The sequence below is a fragment of the Hohaiivirga grylli genome, from assembly GCF_039655745.1.
In the GTDB taxonomy this organism is placed as follows: domain Bacteria; phylum Pseudomonadota; class Alphaproteobacteria; order Rhizobiales; family Beijerinckiaceae; genus Hohaiivirga; species Hohaiivirga grylli.
In genome coordinates this window covers 900,768-922,786 of record NZ_JBBYXI010000001.1, presented here as the reverse complement: position 1 = coordinate 922,786, position 22,019 = coordinate 900,768, and the positions used below count along the sequence as shown (strand labels likewise).

The 22,019-nt window shown below is 49.5% G+C and carries 17 protein-coding genes; 10 read left to right on the top strand and 7 right to left on the bottom strand.

Features of this window, described 5'->3' with window-relative positions; genetic code table 11:
- Nucleotides 1-141 precede the first annotated feature (141 nt).
- Nucleotides 142-1,113 carry an L-threonylcarbamoyladenylate synthase gene (locus tag WJT86_RS04000; RefSeq protein WP_346336186.1) on the top strand — a complete coding sequence of 324 codons (972 nt, stop codon included), beginning with the start codon at nt 142-144 and terminating at the stop codon, nt 1,111-1,113.
- Nucleotides 1,114-1,191: 78 nt separating this feature from the next.
- Complete coding sequence (locus WJT86_RS03995; protein ID WP_346336185.1) at nt 1,192-2,085, top strand: LysR family transcriptional regulator; 894 nt, start codon at nt 1,192-1,194, stop codon at nt 2,083-2,085.
- 39 nt (nt 2,086-2,124) lie between these two features.
- On the opposite strand, the gene WJT86_RS03990 is transcribed toward WJT86_RS03995, so the two are convergent.
- The 5 genes from WJT86_RS03990 to WJT86_RS03970 form a co-directional block, all read right to left on the bottom strand.
- Complete coding sequence (locus WJT86_RS03990) at nt 2,125-3,363, bottom strand: cell wall hydrolase (RefSeq protein ID WP_346336184.1); 1,239 nt, start codon at nt 3,361-3,363, stop codon at nt 2,125-2,127.
- Nucleotides 3,364-3,503: 140 nt separating this feature from the next.
- Entirely contained in the window at nt 3,504-3,740 is a 237-nt protein-coding gene (locus WJT86_RS03985) for a hypothetical protein (protein WP_346336183.1), read from the bottom strand.
- A gap of 65 nt (nt 3,741-3,805) precedes the next feature.
- Complete coding sequence (ppdK, locus tag WJT86_RS03980; protein ID WP_346336182.1) at nt 3,806-6,472, bottom strand: pyruvate, phosphate dikinase; 2,667 nt, start codon at nt 6,470-6,472, stop codon at nt 3,806-3,808.
- 326 nt (nt 6,473-6,798) lie between these two features.
- Nucleotides 6,799-8,883 carry a glycine--tRNA ligase subunit beta gene (gene glyS, locus WJT86_RS03975; RefSeq protein WP_346336181.1) on the bottom strand — a complete coding sequence of 695 codons (2,085 nt, stop codon included), beginning with the start codon at nt 8,881-8,883 and terminating at the stop codon, nt 6,799-6,801.
- A 50-nt stretch (nt 8,884-8,933) separates the two neighbouring features.
- The gene (locus tag WJT86_RS03970; protein WP_346336180.1) at nt 8,934-9,860 is read right to left on the bottom strand and encodes a glycine--tRNA ligase subunit alpha; all 927 of its coding nucleotides are present in this window, start codon (nt 9,858-9,860) and stop codon (nt 8,934-8,936) included.
- 213 nt (nt 9,861-10,073) lie between these two features.
- Between WJT86_RS03970 and hisS the strand changes: the two genes are divergently transcribed.
- Entirely contained in the window at nt 10,074-11,558 is a 1,485-nt protein-coding gene (gene hisS / locus WJT86_RS03965) for a histidine--tRNA ligase (RefSeq protein ID WP_346336179.1), read from the top strand.
- 37 nt (nt 11,559-11,595) lie between these two features.
- Here the strand turns inward: hisS and tyrS are convergent, their stop codons facing one another.
- Nucleotides 11,596-12,873: a tyrosine--tRNA ligase gene (gene tyrS / locus WJT86_RS03960; protein WP_346336178.1), complete on the bottom strand. Its 1,278-nt coding sequence runs from the start codon at nt 12,871-12,873 to the stop codon at nt 11,596-11,598.
- A gap of 297 nt (nt 12,874-13,170) precedes the next feature.
- On the opposite strand from tyrS, the gene WJT86_RS03955 reads away from it, so the two are divergent.
- The 3 genes from WJT86_RS03955 to WJT86_RS03945 all read left to right on the top strand — a co-directional run bounded on the left by WJT86_RS03955 (nt 13,171) and on the right by WJT86_RS03945 (nt 15,951).
- Nucleotides 13,171-14,274: an ATP phosphoribosyltransferase regulatory subunit gene (locus tag WJT86_RS03955; RefSeq protein ID WP_346336177.1), complete on the top strand. Its 1,104-nt coding sequence runs from the start codon at nt 13,171-13,173 to the stop codon at nt 14,272-14,274.
- Nucleotides 14,275-14,288: 14 nt separating this feature from the next.
- Entirely contained in the window at nt 14,289-15,272 is a 984-nt protein-coding gene (gene hisG / locus WJT86_RS03950; RefSeq protein ID WP_346336176.1) for an ATP phosphoribosyltransferase, read from the top strand.
- A 217-nt stretch (nt 15,273-15,489) separates the two neighbouring features.
- Nucleotides 15,490-15,951, top strand: a complete 462-nt coding sequence (locus tag WJT86_RS03945; protein ID WP_346336175.1) for an META domain-containing protein — start codon at nt 15,490-15,492, stop codon at nt 15,949-15,951.
- A gap of 59 nt (nt 15,952-16,010) precedes the next feature.
- Here the strand turns inward: WJT86_RS03945 and WJT86_RS03940 are convergent, their stop codons facing one another.
- The gene (locus WJT86_RS03940; RefSeq protein ID WP_346336174.1) at nt 16,011-18,143 is read right to left on the bottom strand and encodes an ABC transporter ATP-binding protein/permease; all 2,133 of its coding nucleotides are present in this window, start codon (nt 18,141-18,143) and stop codon (nt 16,011-16,013) included.
- A gap of 252 nt (nt 18,144-18,395) precedes the next feature.
- On the opposite strand from WJT86_RS03940, the gene WJT86_RS03935 reads away from it, so the two are divergent.
- From WJT86_RS03935 to WJT86_RS03920, 4 genes are all read left to right on the top strand, one after another.
- Nucleotides 18,396-19,490: a methionine ABC transporter ATP-binding protein gene (locus WJT86_RS03935; RefSeq protein ID WP_407066899.1), complete on the top strand. Its 1,095-nt coding sequence runs from the start codon at nt 18,396-18,398 to the stop codon at nt 19,488-19,490.
- Between the two features lie 85 nt (nt 19,491-19,575).
- The gene (locus WJT86_RS03930; protein ID WP_346336300.1) at nt 19,576-20,214 is read left to right on the top strand and encodes a methionine ABC transporter permease; all 639 of its coding nucleotides are present in this window, start codon (nt 19,576-19,578) and stop codon (nt 20,212-20,214) included.
- Nucleotides 20,215-20,243: 29 nt separating this feature from the next.
- Nucleotides 20,244-21,035, top strand: a complete 792-nt coding sequence (locus WJT86_RS03925; protein ID WP_346336173.1) for a MetQ/NlpA family ABC transporter substrate-binding protein — start codon at nt 20,244-20,246, stop codon at nt 21,033-21,035.
- A gap of 112 nt (nt 21,036-21,147) precedes the next feature.
- Nucleotides 21,148-21,939: a MetQ/NlpA family ABC transporter substrate-binding protein gene (locus WJT86_RS03920; protein WP_346336172.1), complete on the top strand. Its 792-nt coding sequence runs from the start codon at nt 21,148-21,150 to the stop codon at nt 21,937-21,939.
- The last annotated feature ends 80 nt before the right edge of the window (nt 21,940-22,019 follow it).

Below are 22,019 nucleotides of genomic sequence, written 5' to 3'. Positions count from 1 at the left end.
TTCCTTGATTCTCCCCCATAAATTCCGGTAAATGAACCGAATTAGTGGGACGTGTTTTTTAATACCGCTATTTTTAGACATTTTTTACAGCCTGCGTCAAAGAGTCAACGCCGACTATCGCAGGGTTCCATGGAGTCCTAATTGAACCCGACAGAGTATTTACAAGCAGACGAGATCGGGCTTCAAAGAGCAGCAGAACTTCTGGCTCAGGGCCTATGTGTCGCCTTTCCGACGGAAACAGTCTATGGCCTGGGAGCAGACGCAACCAGCCCGAAAGCCGTAGCAGACATATATTCTGCGAAACAAAGACCAAGCTTTAATCCGCTTATCGCTCACCTTCCATCGGCAGAAATGGCTTTTGAGCAAGGGGTCTTCTCTGAAGATGCCAAAGCCCTCGCAACAGCATTCTGGCCTGGCCCACTCACTCTTGTCGTGCCAATTTCAGCAACGTCCACTGTGTGTGATTTAGCACGAGCGGGGCTCACCAGCGTTGGTTTACGCGTACCCGACCACCCTGTTGCCAAAGCCATTCTGGAGAAAGTCGCTCTTCCAATTGCCGCACCTTCTGCAAATAGCTCAGGTCATGTCAGCGCCACCTCCGCACCGCACGTCCTTGAAGATTTAAATGGACGAATTGCAGCTGTTGTTGACGGAGGCTCAACAAACGTAGGCGTTGAATCAACAATCATTGACTGCACAGGTACTGAGCCGGGCTTATTACGCCCCGGTGGTATTACACGTGAACAGATTGAAGCCGTGCTGGGAAAGAAGCTGGCACACCGTCCACCTGTTTCCGCCAAACCAATGGCTCCGGGCATGCTCACATCCCATTATGCCCCCCTGACAGGCGTCAGACTAAACGCAACATCATTTGGCCCTAGAGAAGCAGCCCTCCTGTTTGGGAAAGATTTTCAGGCGCCAGATGCCCTTATCAGTTTCAATCTCAGTGAAAGCGGTGATCTGGCAGAGGCTGCAGGCAATCTGTTTTCTGCATTAAGAACTTTGGATGAAGCGGGGGCTGATTGTATAGCTATATCCCCAATCCCCAATTCTGGTTTGGGCGAAGCTATAAATGACAGGCTTTCCCGAGCTGCAGCGGACAAAACAGCCTAAGCCACAAAATATCAATTCCAAGCTTGCAAATTTATGCATACGATAACGATGTTATCTTTGCAGAAAAGCATACTTATCATGTCGAAACTCTCATGGGATGATTTCCGGCTCGTCAAGGCAGTGGCGGATGCCAAAGGGCTTGTAGGCGCTTCAAGACAACTGAAACTCAATCATTCAACGGTTTTCCGCCAGCTTGCGCAGGTTGAAGAGTCGCTTGGAGTGAAACTGTTTGAGCGCCATAGAAACGGCTATGTCCCAACCTCGGCCGGACAGGAAATGATTACTTTGGCCGAGCGCATGGAGTTCGATATTTTCAGCTTCAGCAGAAAGCTCTCAGATCATGAACAGGCCCTTTCCGGTTCTCTGAAAATCACAACCAATGATATGCTGCAGCAAAGCCTGATCCTCCCTCTGCTGCCCGGATATATGGCACATTATCCCGATATTCATGTTGAGCTTATTCAAACCAATCAGGCTCTGAGCCTTTCAAAACAGGATGCAGACATTGCCATACGGGCCACTGACGCCCCACCGGAAAACCTGGTCGGGCGACGAATAAGCCCATTGTCATGGGCAATTTACGGTCATGCGAATAACTTCAAGAAACTGCTCAGTTTTGATGATTTAAGAGCCATGCAATGGATTGGCTTCAGCGATAATCTTGCCGGTTCCAAACCCGCACGTTTTATGACGGATCATGTTCGACCTGAAAATATCGCCTTAAATCTCAACACGGTTTTGGGCGTCTCATGTGCCATTGAAAATGGCATAGGGATTGCCGCCCTTCCCTGTTACTTGGGCGATACACATCCAGCCCTCGCCCGATTGACGCAACCTCTTCCTGAACTTGAAACCAGCCTCTGGTTACTGACCCATGCGGAGCTACGAAACTCAGCTCGTGTCCGCTCATTCATGGATTACTTCGGGACAGAACTTTCAAAACAAAAAAACAGGCTCGAAGGAGGCTTGTAACCTTCGAGCCTGTCTAAAAAAATCAGATTTTCATATGGATCAGGTTTGACCCGGCCTCAGCTTATAGAAGATATGCCGGCCAATCACGTCCATCTTCTTCAGCTTCTTTGACCAGTAAGGCTTCACATAATCTGCGTGATAGTGCGTTGCACCACCCACATCGGCCAGATAGGTCTTGCCCTCAAGAACCGAGTTGGCAACTTTCTGTGCCTGAGCCCATGGGCCCGGCTCTGTGATACGCAATGACTTGCCTTCACAGGCGAATGAGAACTGGCAGGCCATATAACGGTTACGGTTCTGGTAAACAGTTCCGCAGATTGTTGATGGATATAAACCACTCTTCACGCGGTTCAGAACAACCTGCGCAACAGCAGCCTGCCCATCAGCCGATTCACTGCGAGCCTCAAAGTATACGGCTTCGGCAAGGCACTTTTTCTCAGCGTCCCAGTTTGAAGCCTTGATAAGTGCTGCATAATTTGGTTGCAGCCGCTCATCAATCCAGCCAGCATTACCCAGTTTGGAGACAGGAACGGAAGATGCAATCTCCATTGGCATTTCATCCAGAGGAGCAGGTGTAGAAGACGACAGGACAACCGCGCGGGAAACAGCAGGAGAAGACCCATCACCCATACTGTAAGTTACGCCGGAACCAGTAGAGCCAGCAGCGGCTGTCATTGGTGAATGCGTTGTTGTGCTGCTGACAATTGCAAAATCCGGCTCATCTTCATCAAGCTGGAAGGTTTGCAAATCATAAGGTTCTGCTTCTAATGACCCTGACAGAACAACTGTTGGGGGTAATGCACGTTCGTCACGGGCAAATGCCAGTTTGACAGCAGTTGAAGAATTTCTCAGATCAATAGCCCGGCGGCTTAAGCTTTCAGGAATATAGCGTGAAGCTATCTTCGTGGACTTGTTAACTTCAGGAAAAGTTGAACCTGTCTGCTTCATCTCACCTTTAGGCGGTAGATAGCCAAGGCTGTCATCTGTATTGTCATCCCTGAAGCGAAGGGAAGCCTGTAGGGCAAGGCTTGTATTGTCGATGAGACGGTTGCCACTATAGGCACGTAAAACCATGTCACTCTGCATGATTGGTGCATCAGCAGCTGTCATCTGGTTCATATGTTCGCGGGAAAGCGCTGAAAGGCCAGACTGAGGTGTGTTTCCGGCTTCCGCCGTAAAAGAAACAAGCAGGCCAACACTCAAGGCCCATGGAGCTGTGACAGCACAAACCCATTTCATACGGGACCGACGCTGCTGACGATGATTACGCAACCTCACGTCACACCACCTTAACGCAAAACAAAAACACAACACACCGCCATGATTCGTCATAACGGAACAGTCTTATTTATCTCGTGTTAAGGTTGACAGGAGGTTAAAATGGAAGCCTGAACGCAACAAAAATTTGCAGCTTCCTGTCAGGAAGCTGCTTTGTATTTGCGGGAATGGTACCAAGTATAGATTGCCAGAATAAGCCAGAACAAAACCCGGCCCGTAAAAGCACCTGCTGCCTGCCCATACTGACCAGCAGCCCATGGCTCCATAACATTCCTGCCAGAAGCAGCATAAAGAGAGCCGGCAACGATCAGAAAAAGCGAGAAAATACGCAGACCGATAAGCATACCTTTTCGACTAATAGGTTCCTCGTCTGACATTCATTCCCACTCCAATAAACTTCAGGCCCCTATCTTATTGATCAGGGGCCTGAAATTCAATTGTTTTAACGCTTTGCTTTTATCGCAGCCTGAGCAGCAGCCAGACGCGCAATCGGCACGCGATACGGTGAGCAGGAGACATAAGCCAGCCCGACGTTATGGAAGAAATGGATAGACGCCGGATCTCCACCATGCTCACCACAGACACCAAGTTTGATATCAGGGCGTGTTTTTTGTCCAAGCTCAACAGCAAGCTTAACCAGCTGCCCGACACCAATCTGATCCAGAGAGACGAATGGGTCATGGGAGAGAATGCCCTTATCGGTATAATTACCGAGGAAAGTTGCTGCATCATCTCGGGAAAGACCAAGTGTCGTCTGTGTCAGATCATTGGTACCAAACGAGAAGAACTCAGCAGACTGGGCAATCTCATCAGCCAGAAGAGCAGCACGTGGCAGCTCAATCATCGTACCGACCTGATAATCCAGCTTCTCTTTACTTTCCTCTTCAACGGCTTTTGCCATTGCATCAATCCGGCCCTTGACCAGATCAAGTTCCATTTTGCTCAGAACGAGCGGAACCATCACTTCTGGCTTCACCTTCTGACCAGTTTTGCGGCCCGCTTCAATGGCAGCCTCAAAAATGGCACGGGCCTGCATCTCTGCAATTTCAGGATAAGCCACGGCAAGGCGGCAGCCTCGGAAGCCCAGCATCGGGTTGAACTCATGCAGTTCATTGACCCGACGGCGGAGTTTATCTTCCGATACACCCATCGCCTTGGAGACTTCTTCGATATCCTTATCCGTATGCGGCAGGAATTCATGCAGAGGTGGATCAAGCAGACGGATCGTGACGGGCAGACCACTCATGATTTCAAACAGCTCGGTGAAATCTGCGCGCTGATAAGGGAGAAGTTTGGCAAGTGCCTTACGACGTCCCTCTTCATCATCCGCTAGGATCATTTCACGCACGGCAACAATCCGCTCTTCATTGAAGAACATATGTTCTGTCCGGCTGAGACCAATGCCCTCAGCTCCGAAGTTGCGTGCTGTGCGCGCATCCAGAGGTGTTTCTGCATTGGCTCTGATCTTGAGGGTACGGGCGGCATCAGCCCATTCCATCAAAGCAGCAAACTCACCAGAAAGCTCTGGCTCAAGCATCTTGATCTGACCGATCAATACCTGACCTGTCGCCCCATCGATGGTGATAATATCACCCTTGGACAAGGTCTTATCACCAACTGAAAGTGTCTCAGCCTTATAATCTACGCGGATAGAACCTGCACCTGAGACACATGGCTTACCCATACCACGCGCCACAACAGCTGCGTGTGATGTCATACCACCACGGGTTGTCAGAATACCTTCAGCAGCATGCATCCCGTGAATATCGTCTGGCGATGTCTCAATGCGAACCAGCACAACAGGCTTGCTTTCCTTCTTGGCGATCTCAGCATCCTCTGAATTAAAGACAATCGCACCACAAGCTGCCCCCGGTGAAGCCGGAAGGCCTGAGGCTAGAACGTTACGCTCAGCTTTTGGATCAATCATTGGATGCAGTAACTGATCAAGAGAAAGCGGATCGACACGAAGAACAGCCTCTTCCTTTGTGATCAGCCCTTCCTTGACCATATCAACGGCAATGCGCAAAGCGGCTTTTGTCGTGCGTTTGCCATTACGGGTCTGCAGCATCCAGAGCTTGTTATTCTCGACCGTAAACTCGATATCCTGCATATCGCGGTAATGCTGCTCGAGCTTATTGTAGATGCGGACAAGCTCATTGTAGACCTCTGGCATTGCCTTTTCCATTGAGAGCTTATCAGAGCCAGAGGCAATTCTGGCAGCCTCTGTGATATCCTGCGGCGTGCGGATACCGGCAACCACATCTTCACCCTGCGCATTGATCAGGAATTCACCGTAGAAAGCATTCTCACCCGTGGACGGGTTACGGGTAAAGGCAACGCCTGTGGCCGATGTTTCACCCATGTTGCCGAAGACCATGGACTGGACGTTAACCGCGGTTCCCCAATCAGCAGGGATTTCATTCAGTTCACGATATTTGATAGCTCGCGGTGTCATCCAAGACCCAAACACGGCACCAATCGCACCCCATAGCTGTTCGTGCGCATCCTGCGGGAATGGGCGGCCCAGCTCACGCTGAACAATAGCCTTATAGGTTGTAATGATTGCCTGCCAGTCATCGGCTGTCATCTCAGTATCAAGTTCATAACCCTTACGATCCTTGAAACCATCCAGCTCTTCTTCAAAGTGGTGCAGGTCAACACCAAGCACCACATCAGAATACATGCCAATGAAGCGACGGTAGCTATCAAACGCAAAACGGCGGTCGTTGGCACTCTTCGCCAAAGCCTCAACGGTGGTGTCATTCAGACCAAGGTTCAGAACCGTATCCATCATGCCCGGCATAGAAGCGCGGGCACCGGAGCGAACAGATACGAGTAACGGGTTTTCAGAATCACCAAACTTGCGATTGGCCAGTTTACCGGTTGCAGCAAGAGCCTCCTCGACCTGAGCTTTCAGATCGGCAGGATAGCTTTGGTTTTCTTTATAGTAATAGGTGCAGACTTCAGTCGTGATTGTAAAACCGGGAGGAACAGGAAGTCCGAGGTTTGACATCTCTGCCAAATTCGCACCCTTCCCACCTAACAGGTTGCGCATCTCTGCCGTACCTTCAGCCTTACCATCACCGAAGGTGTAGACCCATTTAGTCATAATCTGATCCCCATTAGAGAAATAACCGGCAATACCGATACCTTCCAGAGTTGAGCACAGGCTTTCCGAATGGAAGATGAACGATATTTTGGCGAGGCCAGCTTATTAGAGATTTTTCAAAAGGGAACCCGAAATAATTTTTCATAAGTCATTAATTGGACCAACAAAATATATCAGAAGCTATTTTCTTTACTACGCCAAGTGGAGCTTACTGGTTGATCGTCCAAATCTACTTGTAGAAAATATCTTATTCTTTCTTCTGAATTGTCAATAAAGAAAAACCCCGGTCATAAACCGGGGTTTTAGAAAGTAAACCAAAGCTTCAATCAGCCTTCAATTTTTGAGAAATCTGCCACTTCCCGTGTTGCTGCACGAATAGCGTTCAACAGGCAAAGGCGGTTTTCACGAAGATCAGATTCCGGCGCATTGACCGTAACTTTTTCAAAGAAGTCATCAACCGGCTGACGTAACTGAGACAGGGCTTTCATTGCCCCTTCAAAATCTTCCCGAGCAACAGCAGATGCCGCTTCTTTACCGGAAACCTCAAGAGCCTTGGCCAGAGCCTTCTCTTCTGGTGTCACCAGTAGTTCTGACTTGATAGCTCCATCAAAGGTACGGCCATCTTTCTTCTCTTCAATACGAAGAATATTGGCAGCGCGACGGAAGCCGGCCAGAAGGTTCTTGCCATCTTCGCTATCTAGGAAACGTCCAAGCGCTTCAACACGACGGACAACCATCAGAAGATCATCCTGACCGGGCAGAGAGAACACGGCATCAATCAGGTCATGACGGGCGCCTGAATCACGCAAATAGACCTTAAGGCGATCTGCAAAAAAGCCAAGAAGATCACGGGCTGCTTCTGCATTACCAGCAACCTTGCTTTGTGCCTTGTTAAAGGCATCAAACAGCGGAAGACGGATTTCGTTATCAACGAGCAGACGGATCACACCAAGGGCAGCACGACGCAAGGCATAAGGATCTTTTGAACCTGTTGGCTTTTCATCAATTGCCCAGAAGCCTGTCAGCGTATCAAGCTTATCAGCCAGTGCCACCGTAATGGAAACCGGGTCAGTTGGTACGCGATCAGACGGACCAAGCGGCTTATAATGCTCTTCAACAGCAGCAGCGACAGATGGTGTCTCACCCTGCAATGCAGCGTAATAACGACCCATAAGCCCCTGCAACTCAGGGAACTCACTAACCATACCTGTAACAAGGTCAGCCTTTGCAAGCTGAGAAGCGCGCTGTGCCTGAGCCTTATCAGCCTTTACAACAGCTGCCAGCTCACCTGCCAGTGCACCAATACGGGCAATGCGTTCACTCTGCGTACCAAGCTTTTCATGGAAAACAATCTGATCAAGCTTTGGCAGACGCTCTTCCAGTTTCTGCTTCTTGTCTGTTTCCCAGAAGAACTTCGCATCGGAAAGACGGGCTTTAACAACGCGCTCGTTTCCTGAAACGACAACAGCGCCACCATCGGTTGGCTCAATGTTTGAAACAAGAATGAACTTGTTAGCAAGCCTGTCGCCTTTACCAAGAACAAAGCATTTCTGGTTTGTGCGGATGGTTGTGCGAATAACCTCTGGCGGAATTTCAAGAAACGCCTCATCAAAGGTGCCCATCAAAACCTTTGGCCATTCAACAAGGCCAGAAACCTCATCAAGAAGACCCTCATCTTCAATCAGCTCAAGCCCCTGAGCAAAGGCAATATCCTTGGCATCATGCAGGATAATATCCTTGCGGCGCTCGGCATCCAGAACGACCTTGGCCTTTTCCAGAGACTGAACATAATCATCGAAACGCCGTACCTTGATCGCTTCTGGCGCCATAAAGCGGTGCCCGTAAGTGATATTGGATGAAACCACGCCATTGATTTCAAAAGGTACGATTTCCGTATCTTCTGTTTCAGGGCCGAATGTGCAGAGAATGGATTGTAATGGACGCACCCAGCGCAAAGCGCCCGGCTGCGCAGATGCAGCCCCCCAGCGCATGGATTTTGGCCATGGGAAATCACGAATGATCTGAGGAATGAGCTCGCTCAAAACCTCAATAGTTGAACGACCGGGCTTTTCAATAACAGCCACATAGAACTCACCCTTCTTCGGGTCGCTCTCAATGGTAGCCTGATCAAGTGAAGACAAGCCTGCACTTTTTAAGAAGCCCTGAACCGCAGCATCCGGCGCCCCAACGCGTGGGCCCTTGCGCTCTTCACGAACGTCCTTACCCTTTACAGGCAGGCCTGCAATATGCAGAGCTAAGCGGCGCGGTGTTGAGAAGGCTTTAGCACCTTCATACAGAAAGCCCTGCTCAACCAGTGCATCTGTGAGCAGCTTCTTTAAATCCTCGGCAGCGCGACGTTGCATCCGTGCAGGGATTTCTTCAGAGAAAATTTCAAGTAGTAGATCGGACATCTGAATAACTCACTGGCCTCTCTATCGAGAGGCAAAACTGCATGGAATTGTTAAGCTTCGGCCTGCCCACCGGCAGTCTTCAACCAGGCGGCACCACAAGCTTTGGCAAGCTCGCGAACACGCAGGATGTAACTTTGGCGCTCAGTCACGGAGATCACACCACGTGCATCAAGCAGATTGAAGAGATGGCTGGCTTTCAGGCACTGGTCATAAGCAGGCAATGCCATCAGGTGGGCTTCCCCTCGTTCACCATCAGCCAGATACTTCTGACAGGCCGCTTCTGCATCACGGAAATGGCGGAACAGCATTTCGGTATCCGCATACTCAAAGTTATGGCGGGAATATTCCTGCTCGGCCTGAAGGAAGACTTCACCATAGGTGACCTTCTCGTCACCCTCGCGCCCATTAAAGTTCAGGTCATAAACCGAATTGACGCCCTGAAGATACATGGCAATGCGCTCAAGTCCGTAGGTCAGCTCACCCGCAACAGGGGCGCATTCCACCCCAGCAACCTGCTGGAAATATGTGAACTGGCTGACTTCCATACCATCACACCAGCATTCCCAGCCAAGGCCCCATGCACCAAGTGTCGGGCTTTCCCAGTCATCTTCAACGAAGCGGATATCGTGAAGCAGTGGGTCAACACCGATTGCCTTCAAAGATGCAAGATAAAGCTCCTGCAGATTTGGCGGGTTTGGCTTCAGGATAACCTGATACTGATAATAATGCTGCAGGCGATTCGGGTTTTCACCATATCGGCCATCGGTTGGACGACGGGATGGCTGTACATAAGCCGCCTTCCATGGACGGGGGCCGAGAGCACGCAGCGTCGTCGCCGGATGGAATGTACCCGCACCCACTTCCATATCGTATGGCTGAAGGATAACGCAGCCCTGCTCAGCCCAGAAGCGCTGCAGGGTTAGGATCAATCCCTGAAAGGATTGTTTCGGATTCATATAAGCGGGTTCGCTCGTCATTCTACACCTGTTATCCCGACCGGGATGTCCTGAAACAGCTATATTAGCTTAAGTCGTTGATATTTCCTTGAAGGTGAGAAACTAATGTGTCAAGCACCAACGACAAAAACCATGCTTTCCCCTTGCAAATAATACCTCTTACAGGGTACGACGCTCTAAGAGATACTTCGGGTATAATTTATACCCATGAACACCGGATACGACGGAAAAACAATGTCTAAGGCTGAAAAACTCAAAGCACGTCTTCCTCGTGGTTTCGCAGACCGCGCCCCAACCGATTTCGCTGCAACAGAAAAAATGCTGTCAGCCATTCGTGAAACCTACGAGCTTTATGGCTTTGAAGCTGTTGAAACGCCTTTCATTGAATATACCGATGCGCTTGGCAAATTCCTACCAGATCAGGATCGCCCGAATGAAGGTGTCTTTTCGTTTCAGGATGATGACGAACAGTGGCTCTCACTGCGCTATGACCTGACAGCCCCTCTGGCACGCCATGTTGCCGAAAATTTTGATGCATTGGCAAAACCATACCGCAGTTATCGTTGCGGCTGGGTATTCCGCAATGAAAAGCCAGGCCCGGGCCGTTTCCGCCAGTTTATGCAGTTTGATGCTGATACGGTTGGTGCGGCTTCTGTCGCTGCTGATGCCGAAATCTGCATGATGGCTTCAGATACGCTTGAGCGGGTTGGCATAAAACGCGGTGACTATGTTGTTCGTATCAACAACCGTAAAGTGCTTGACGGCGTACTCGAAGTGATCGGCCTTGGTGGTGACGATAAGGCACACACACGCCTGACAGTTCTGCGTGCCATCGACAAACTGGACCGTCTTGGCCCGGATGGCGTACGTGCCCTGCTTGGCACAGGCCGCAAGGACGAAAGCGGTGACTTCACAAAAGGTGCTGGTCTTGATGCCGCATCTATTGAGAAGGTTCTCGCCTTCACGGCAGCGCGTGGTGCCACAACATCTGAGACAATCGCCAATCTGACAGCAGTCGTTTCTGGCTCTGCCCGCGGTGAAGAAGGTGTCAGTGAGTTGGCAGAAATCGGCGCTCTGCTTGATGCAGCCAATTACTCAGACCGTGTCATCATTGACCCATCAGTTGTTCGTGGCCTCGAATATTATACCGGCCCGGTTTATGAAGCTGAACTGACATTCACGGTGACCAATGAAGACGGACAGCCAACGCGCTTTGGTTCTGTTGCCGGTGGCGGCCGTTATGATGGTCTCGTTGGCCGTTTCCGGTCAGAGCCCGTTCCGGCAACCGGTTTCTCAATCGGTGTTTCACGCCTGTTCTCGGCTCTCAAAGCCGTTAACAGCCCATTGGTGACAGGTCACGAACAGCCCGGCCCTGTCGTTGTTCTCGTTATGGATAAAGACCAGATCGCGGCTTATCAGAAGATGGTCTTCACGCTGCGTCAGGCCGGCATTCGCTCTGAAATGTATCTCGGCTCATCCGGCATGAAGGCCCAGATGAAATATGCTGATAAACGTTCAAGTCCATGCGTCATTATTCAGGGCTCTAATGAACGTGAGCGCGGTGAGGTTGAGATTAAAGATCTGATCGAAGGTGCACGCGCCGCGGAAAACCTCTCGACAAATGCCGAATGGAAGGCCGCCCGCCCAGCCCAGTTCTCGGTATCTGAAGATAAGTTGGTTGATGCTGTTAAAGAAGTGCTCGCACGGCATTTCTCATAAGTTTATTAAGGGGCCTTTTTAGGCCCCTTTTTTATTCTCACATCATTTTCACAAGGATGTGTTTCTTTTTGCCAATTGAGAGCTTCTTGGTCTGGCCTTCCCTCAGGTCTACCGCTGCGACAACATCATCTCTGCTGACGACAGGCTCATCATTGATACGGATACCGCCATTGGCGATCAGACGCGCACCTTCATTGCGGGATTTCGTCATACCTGCCCGAACCAGAAGATCAACGACAGCAAGGTCTGCTTCGACCTCATCACGAGAGAGGTGAATTTCTGGCAAACCTTCTGCACTACCGCCCTCTTCAAATGCCTGACGCGCTGTCTCGGCAGCGGCTTCAGCAGCTTCTTGGCCATGAGCCATGGTTGTCGCTTCATTAGCAAGTAGCTTCTTCACTTCATTGAGTGCGGCATCCTTGGCCTGTTCAAGCTTGGCGATCTCATCAAGCGGCAAGTCCGTAAACAGACGCAGGAATTTTCCGACATCAGCATCATCCGTATTGCGCCAGAACTGCCAGTATTCATAAGGCGACAGGCGCTCTTCATTCACCCAGACAGCACCTGCTGCCGTCTTGCCCATCTTGGCACCGGACGCCGTTGTCAGGAGTGGCATGGTCAAGCCAAAAACTTCGCTGCGCTCAATACGGCGAACGAGTTCAATGCCATTGATGATATTGCCCCACTGATCAGAGCCACCCATCTGCAATCCGCACTTGGCACGACGGAAAAGCTCCAGGAAGTCATAGCCCTGCAGGATCATGTAGTTGAACTCAAGAAAACTCATATTATCCTGTCGTTCGAGTCGTGACTTCACACTATCAAAAGACAGCATACGATTGACTGAGAAGTGAACGCCGATTTCACGCAGCATATCGATGTAGCGCAAATCATTTAGCCAGTCTGCATTGTTGAGCATGACAGCATCGGTTGGCCCATCACCAAACTTCAGGAAGCGCTCGAATACCTTGCGAATGCCACGGATATTCTCATCGATCTGTTCGTCAGACAGCATCGGGCGGGCATCTGAACGGAAGCTCGGGTCACCAATACGGGTTGTACCTCCGCCCATCAGAACAATCGGCTTATGACCAGAGCGTTGCAGGTGACGTAAGCACATGATGGGCACAAGATGCCCAACGTGCAGACTATCGGCTGTCGCATCGAAACCGATGTAGACCGGCACAACCTCAGAGTTCAGCTTTTCGTCCAAGCCTGTCAGATTGGTGCACTGGTTCCCAAAACCACGACCGAAAAGTTCTGTCAGGGCTTTAGAGCGGAAATTATGATCTGTGTTTTCTGATGTACTGGTCATTGGTCTCTTTCTCGCGGTTAGGCCGCTAAGGAGACCATTTTCTAAAAACAAAAGCCGCCTTAGCGGCGGCAATCGTTGCAAATGACTGAACCCGCGCCGCTCCTATGGGAACGACGTATAATAAGCGCGGTTAGTGGCAAGGTTCATAATCATGAGGCCCTAGTAGCATATTCTACTGGAATGTCAAAATACACGCCGTTCACCTTTCCATGAAAAAGTCATCGCCTTTCATCAAACGGGTTGCTACATAACATGAGAAGATATTCTGGGAATGATCACCCCGGTAAAGGAGATACCATGACGCAACAAGGCCAAGCTGCAATGCAGGCACTCATTGCGCTGTTCGAGCGCGAGGGCTACACACGCGTTGAACCGGCAGTCATGCAACCCGCTGATGTTTTTATTGAGCTTTCAGGTGAAGATATCCGTCGCCGTCTTTTCGTGACAGAAGGATATGATGGCGAAAAACTCTGCCTGCGCCCTGAATACACAATTCCAGTATGTCGTGATCATATCGCCCAGCATAACGGGCACCCTGCAAATTACTCATATCTCGGCCCTGTTTTCAGACAGCGGATTGGCGAGAGTGGAGAATTTCTGCAAGCAGGGATTGAGTCCCTTGGCCGTAAAGACATAACGGCAGCAGATGCGGAAATTCTGGCACTTGCTCTTGATGGGCTGACAATGCTTGGCTTAGAGGCAACCGAAATCACATTTTCGGATATGGGCGTTTTGGCTGCCATCATTGATGCTCTGAAAGTTGCACCATCTGCCAAACGTCGTATTCTACGGGCTGTTGTTTCAGGTACAGACATCTCAGCTCTTTCAACTCCAGAAGCTGTTGGCCTTGATGAGCACGCAGGACTTCTCAATGCGATTGATGGTCTCGATCCTAAAGCTGCCAGAGCAATGGTCGAAGACCTTCTCTCAATTGCCGGGATAGATAGTATTGGCGGACGTACACCAGGAGATATAGCAGCCCGCTTTCTGTCTCGTGCAGCCGCCCATTCTGATATCCCTGACGAAGCCATTAAAGTGCTTGAGGTTTATCAGGGTATTTCAGGAGATCCGGATCAGGCCGCTCTGAAACTACGCAATCTGGCTGAAACCTTCAGACTTGATCTGTCAAAAGCGATAGATACTTTTGAAGAACGAACCGGGTTTATGGCAGCACGGGGCATCAATATCGGCAAATGCAAGTTCTCTGCAAAATTTGCCAGAAACCTTGATTACTATAGTGGGTTCATTTTCGAGATATTCGACCTGAACCGTAAAGAGCATAAACCTGTTGTTGGCGGAGGCCGCTATGACGGCCTTGTGCAACATCTTGGAGCCAAAGAAGCAATACCCGCTGTCGGATGCTCCTTCTGGCTGGACAGACTTCCCGGAAACCTCAGCTGAGGCTTTGGAAACTGATGACAAAGAACGAACAAGACAAGCTTATTATTGCCGTGCCGTCCAAAGGGCGCCTGCAGGAAAATGCCATGGCATTTTTCTCACGTGCCGGACTGGTACTGGAACGTTCCCGCGGATCCCGTGATTATCGTGGTTCCATTCAGGGATTTCCAAACGTTGAAGTGCTGTTCCTCTCCGCTTCAGAAATCGTCTCACAGCTGGCGAGTGGCGCAGCTCATCTTGGCGTAACAGGTGAAGACCTTGTCCGTGAGCAGATTGCAGATGCGGATGAACATGTTGAAAGCATTACTCCGCTTGGTTTCGGCCATGCAAATGTTGTTGTCGCAGTCCCACAGGCCTGGATTGATGTTCGCTCGATGGCAGATCTTGATGAAGTTGCCTCTGACCTGAGAACACGCCATGGCTCAAAAATGCGTGTTGCAACCAAATACATCAATCTGACCCGGCGCTTTTTTGCAGATAAGGGCGTCAGCGATTATCGTATTGTCGAGAGCCTTGGCGCAACCGAAGGTGCCCCTGCTTCTGGCTCCGCTGAAATTATCGTCGATATCACCAGCACTGGCGCAACCCTTGTCGCCAATGGCCTGAAGGTACTTGATGACGGCGTTATGCTGCGTTCAGAAGCAAACCTCTTTGCCTCCTGCAAAGCACAATGGGGACAAGGTGCGCGAACTGCTATCAGACAAGTTTTAGCACGCATCTCAGCAGCGGAAGAAGCCCGCACCAACCGTGAGATTTCAATGGTCTTTGAAGCTTCCAGAAAACAGGAAGTTATCAAAATTCTTGGCCAGTTCCGATTTATCCAGATTTTCGGGGAGCAGACAAACGGACTGACCCTCCACTGCCGGAATGCGGATATATTCCAGATTGTTGAAGCTCTGCAAAATGCTGGCTGTGATGATATTACCGTCCGAAGCTTTGATTATATATTCCGCTCAGAGAACCCGCTTCTCAGCAGACTGGAAAAAAGAATTGGTCAGTGACCAATTTTATGGAGAGTAATTTTTACCAGAAAAAATCCTGTATTTGGTAAGTGTTCCACGCCAACTTTTCGCCATATAGAGTCGTTAGGGTTTATTTGGTGGGAAATACCGTATACAAGATATGCAACAAAAACGCCGTTAAAGACGTTGGCCTTGTGTGGTCTGAGTGATTACAAATTCAAGCTGGCGTCTACTCGAGACAGGAAAGAGATATTCTATGAAAGCGCTCCGTCTGGCTGTACTTATCGCTGCCGCGACTGCAATTTCAACCAGCGCATTTGCTCAGGGTGCAAATGAGGGTCGGCGCAAGGTTGTTCCGCCAACACCAAAGCAGCAGGAAAAGATTTTCCCGACAGGGACTTCGTGGACTGCCGTGAGCCTTTCTGGCAGACCTATTCCCAGCGGCGTAGAGCGTCCTTCTTTCTCCCTGGACTCCCAATTTCGCGCTCGTGGCTTTGGTGGTTGCAACACCTATTCTGCAACGGTCTATCCACTCCGCAACCAGACGCTGGCTGTTGGTCCAATTGCGCTCACAAAGCGTAAATGCCCGGGCAATCTGAATGCGGCTGAGCAGAACTTCCTTGGTGCCCTGCGTTCAGCCCAGAAATGGGATATTATTGGCAGCACGCTGATCATGAAAACAGGTCATGGTGATCTGCGCTTCCAGCGCTCGCTGTAATCAGCAGGCCAACTTAATGCATTTAAAAACCCAGCCAAAAGGCTGGGTTTTTCTTATCTCTAATGTGCCATTGCCACATCTGTTATCACAGGCTTTCCATCCCCACCCTTTTCGAGCTCTAGACGCCTGTCATGATAAGCATGTAGGGTTGAGCGATGGCCGATAGAAATGAGTGTCGTTTCTGGTAGCGCTGATCTGAGAATACCATAGATATCCTCTTCAGTTTTCTCATCCAGTGCTGCGGTTGCTTCATCAAGCAATAACCAGTCAGGTTTTGCCAAAAGAGCACGCGCTACAGAAATACGCTGCTGTTCACCCAGCGATAGTGTCTGGTTCCAAACGCGCATGTCATCAAGATGCTCTGTAAACTGGCCAAGCTTGGCAGCCTCCAGCGCAGCTTTAATCTCATCATCAGAATAGGTCCCGGATGTTGCGGGATAGCTCACCGCATCCCGTAAAGAGCCCTGCGGAATATACGGCTTCTGTGGCAGTTCCATCAATCGATCATCTTGCGGCACACCGATCGTGCCACCACTGAATGGCCAGATACCAGCCAATGTCCGGAACAATGTTGACTTCCCGGAACCTGATGGGCCTGTCAATAAAACAGCCTCACCTTTACGGAACTTTGTATTCAGCCCCTGAATGAGCTCATGCCCATCCGGCAGGCGAACAGCAACATTATCAAGGGAGATATCATTTCCATTTGCTGTCGTAATAACAGCTGATTTCTGCTCTGCCTGCTCCTGACTCGCCCCTTTCATCGCTGTCTCAAAAGAAGTCAGACGATTGATAACGGCTTTATAGGCAGCAAGTATCGTATAGGCTGTAATGAAAAAATTAAATGCATCCTGCACATTTGCAAAGGCCCCGGCAGTCTGCTGCATTTGCCCAAGTGTTATTTTCCCAATGAAATAATACGGAGCCACCAGAAGATAAGGGAAGACAACATTCGCCTGCATAAACGAAAAGCGGAATGTGGTTATCTTCATCATCCGCCACGCAATATTCATATAGTTGGAAACAATAGCACCAAATTTTTGATGCAAACCTTCTGCTTCTGCTCCCTGTCCTTTGAGCAAGGCAATCTGCTCACTGTATTCTCTGATGCGCGCAAGAGAGAAACGATAATCAGCTTCAACCTGTTCCTGCTTGAAGTTCAGGTTAATCAACGGGCGGCCGATCATATGGATCAGCCAAGTTCCCACACCGGCATACAGAATAGCCACCCAAACAAGTAATCCGGGCACAGGGAAATCTGTTCCCGGGAAGCTGAAGCCTGCGGACAATCCCCAAAGAATAATCACGAATGAAACCAGTGTTGCAACCTGATTCAATATCTGGATTGAAAGATCGAGTGTACTTTGGACATAGCTTTTCAGATCATCCGTAATACGCTGATCAGGGTTATCAGTTCCCTTGCCAATCAGCTGCATCTCATAATGGACACCATCCCCTAACCAGTTATTGACATAGTAACGGTTTAGATATGACCGCCAGCGTATCTGCATGAAATAACGCGTGATAAGTTCCATCAATCCAACGACAACCCAAATGGCAGCAAACGCACAGAACACAAAGAGTATCTGAAACCAGAACGCAGATGCATCCTTCGTTTGAAGGGCATTAAACAAATCACGCGAGAAAAAATTCAAACGCACTGACAATGCGACCTGTATCAAGTTGATAGCGATGATTACGGCCAACAATCCAACAGCTATCGTGCCTTCTTTAGCGCGTATCGTTCCCAGAAAACCCAGTGATAGTTCACTTGGCTCCTGTGCCCGATAGAACCGGTCACCAATCGACAGGATGGTACGAATAACCGGAATATAGGAACAGGCGTAGATCAGAGCCGATGCAACGGCTGCGGCAATTGCCATTGATGACGGCGGCACATAGGCATTCCATCCGAACGGCACAACATTGAAGGTATCAGCAAGAAGCAAGACCACCAGTACAATATGCGTAATACCCAAGGTACCAATAAACGTACCCAAGAAACGAGGAATACGTCTTGCAGCTAAAGTCACTCCAGCCAGTAGAAAACTGGATAATGGTATAATCAAAACGCTGGCCAGAGCGACAGACATTTCTGCTGCCGGTAAGGCCATTGCAGCATTGAGAGCTGCCAGATTAGAGGCAACAAACCCTATTCCCAATGCAATCAGGGCATAAGCGATGATCATCATCCATTCACCTGTTCGTTAAAATGTACACTTTGTTCTATGCTGATACGATGTGCTGTCATAGAAGATAGCCATCTTCTTTAAGCAGGAAATAGGCAACTATGTGATTTCCATATATAAGGGCAACAATTTTTCACATCCAAACCGAAGAACAATTCCGATATTCAGAACGTTTTGATTGACACGACGAACAAACTCGGGCAGAAATCAGTTCTGAAATTTCACTGTTCTTTCTTTTTATAAAGAGACAAAGCTTTGTATTCGCGTTCAACAGCAGAAAAAACTGTAGCACAGGATCAGACAGCAGCACCGATTGTGCAGCTGAAAGATGTGCGTAAAGTTTTCGCCTCCCATGATGGCGGCACCCATGTTGCACTTGACGGGGTTAATCTTTCTGTCAATAAGGGCGACGTTCTCGGCGTTATCGGCCGTTCTGGCGCTGGCAAATCAACCCTTATCCGCCTCCTGAATGGATTGGAAAAGCCAACCTCCGGTTCAGTCATCGTCAATGGCGATGAAATCTCATCATTTGATGAGGTTAGCCTGCGTCAGGCCCGCCGCTCAATTGGTATGATCTTTCAGCACTTCAACCTGCTCTCATCCCGGACAGTGGCCCAAAACATTGCTCTTCCTCTTGAGCTGGCCGGTGCCAATCGTTCAGACATTACCAAGCGTGTTGATGAACTACTTGATCTTGTAGGTCTGTCAGACCGCAAGGATCGCTACCCATCTGAGCTTTCCGGTGGTCAGAAGCAGCGCGTTGGTATTGCCCGCGCTCTTGCAACCAATCCTGAAGTTCTTCTGTCTGATGAGGCAACCTCGGCTCTTGATCCGGAAACAACACGTTCCATTCTTGAACTGCTCAGCAATATCAATCGCGAACTTGGATTGACGATTGTTCTGATCACCCATGAAATGGCCGTCGTCCGCTCCATCGCCAATCAGGTTGCTGTCATTGAGCACGGTCATATCGTCGAGCAGGGCGATGTCTTTGATATCTTTACGCGTCCTGCACATGATGTCACCCGCAGCTTCCTCGGTCATGAGAGTGGTCGCGCACTGCCTCCAAGTGTTGCAGCTAAACTTAAAGCCACACCGGGTCCCAAGAGCGAAGCGGTTGTTCGCATCATCTTCCGCGGGCCTCATGCGACAGATCCGGTACTTGCACAGCTCGCAACCGAAGCTGATATTGCTGCAAATATTGTTTCTGGTTCGATTGATGAAGTCGGTGGCCGTCCGTTTGGAATCATCACTGTCAGCTTGCCATCTGATCCCAAACTGCTTGATAAGGCCCTCACCTTCCTGAAGGTCCGCCATCTTGATACGGAGGTCCTTGGTTATGTGGACTGATTTTAGCCTTGAGACTATCACCAACTCATTTGTCTTCCAGCGTTTTGACAAGCTGATTGTTGAGCCGTTCTTTCAGACAGCCCTGATGGTCGGTATTGCAACCCTGATTGCAACTGTCATTGGTATTCCGCTTGGCGTTTTCCTTGCAACCAGCAAACGTGGGGAACTTCTGGCTATGCCGATAACAAGCCGGATTGTCGGCGCGATCGTCAATGCTCTGCGCGCAATTCCGTTTATCATTCTGGCGGTTTACATCTTCCCGATTACCCGCTGGGTTGTCGGCTCCGCTATCGGAACAGCTGCTGCAATTGTACCTTTAACGATTGCAGCCATCCCCTTCATTGCACGTCTTGTCGAGACGCATATTCGTGAGGTCGATCAGGGTCTTGTTGAAGCTGCGCGTGCTTTCGGTGCCAATCCGTTCCAGATTATCTGGAAGGTTCTGCTCCCGGAATCCCTGCCCGGTATTGTTCTTGTCCTGACCCTTGCCATTATCTCCCTTATTGGCTTCTCTGCCATGGTGGGCGCTATTGGTGGTGGCGGTCTTGGTGACGTGGCATTGCGCTGGGGTTATGCCCAGAACAAGATCGACGTCATGAATGTCATTGTTGTGCTGCTTATTGTGGTCAACCAGCTTGTCCAGATGTTCGGCGAATATATATCCCGACGCATCAACAAGCGTGTGATCATCCGTAATACCCCTAAACCAGATTCCCTTTCCTGATCGATAATGTCTTTTCAAGGAGCCCGATCATGTCACTGAAAAAAATTGGTCTTGCTGCACTCTTCCTTATTGCCTCTGCCTTGCCTGCAAGCGCACAGACAAAAACAACTCTGAAGATCGGTGTCACACCTGGTCCGCACTCAGAAATTCTTGAGGTCGTCAAACCCTTGCTTGCCAAGCAGGGTATTGAGCTGAAAGAACTCGATTTCTCGGATTACAATGTGCCGAACGAAGCTGTATCAAGTGGTGATCTTGATTTGAATTCATTCCAGCACAAGCCATTTCTGGATAAGCAGATTGCAGACCGCGGCTATAAACTGGCCAACGTTGCCAAGACCCTTGTATTCCCGATGGGGATCTACTCCAAGAAATACACAAGCTGGAGCGAAATTCCGGATGGCGCAACAATCGCAATCCAGAACGATCCTTCCAATGGTGGTCGTGCCCTTCTCCTGCTCCAGGCAAATGGCGTCATCAAGCTTCGTGAAGGTTCAGGCCTTGTTCCTTCAAGCCTAGACATCGTTGAGAATCCGAAGAATCTGAAGTTCATTGAAGTTGAAGCTGCACAGACACAGCGTACACTTTCAGATGTTGATGCAGCTTCCGTCAACACAGACTTCATCGTTGCAAGCGGTGGTAATCCAAAGCGCGATGCACTTCTTCTTGAAGGTCCAGATGGTCCTTATGCCAATATCCTTGTTGTGCGTGAAGCTGATAAAGACAAGCCATGGGTCAAGGCTGTTATTGAAGCTTACCAGTCTCCTGAGATGAAGAAATTTGTCGAAGAGAAGTACAAAGGCGCTGTTCTGACAGCTTTCTAACTCCTACAATCCATTATTTCATAAGCAACGCGCTGCCAAAACTGGCAGCGCGAACAGGAAACGCAACTCTTTTATCAGGCCAACATATGTCCCCATAATGGGAGGAAATTCCATGTCATTAAAAAAATTTGGACTCGCTGCACTTCTGATCCTTTCATCCATCCTGCCTGCCGCAGCACAGGAAAAGACAAAGCTAAAGCTTGGTGTAACAGCAGGCCCGCATGCTGAGATCGCCGAATTCATCAAACCTTTGGCAGCAAAAGCCGGGCTTGATCTCGAAATCTTCGTTTTCAATGATTATGTCATTCCCAATCAGGCACTTGCTGACGGCGACCTTGATCTGAATTCATTCCAGCATAAGCCTTATCTTGATAAACATTCAGCAGACAAAGGTTTCAAGTTTGCCGTCATCGGGCAGACAGTCACCTTCCCAATGGGCTTCTATTCAAAGAAGTATAAGAACTGGGAACAGCTTCCAGATGGCGCAACACTTGCCATTCCAAATGACCCGACAAATGGGGGACGTGCATTACTGCTTTTGCAATCAAAAGGTATCCTGAAGGTAGATCCCAAGGTAGGTCTGATTCCAACGGTTCTGGATGTGACCGAGAACAAGAAGAACTTTAAGATACTTGAAGTTGAACCAGCCCAGACCATTCGTACCCTGGAAGATGTTGACGCGGCAGGCGTAAACACAAACTTCGTTGTTGCCAATGGGGGCAACCCAGTCAAGGACGCAATCCTGATTGAAGGTCGTGACGGCCCTTATGCGAATGTTCTTGTTGTTCGTGAAGCTGATACAGACAAACCATGGATCAAGCCACTTCTGGCTGTCTATCACTCAGATGAAGTTAAAAAATTCGTTGATGAGCATTTTAAGGGATCAGTTATCCCGGCTTTCTAAGTCAATAGAATCTTTAAATTTTTAGCCGGGTGTATCACCCGGCTTTTTCTTATACTTATGCAAGTCGCTAACATTAAAGT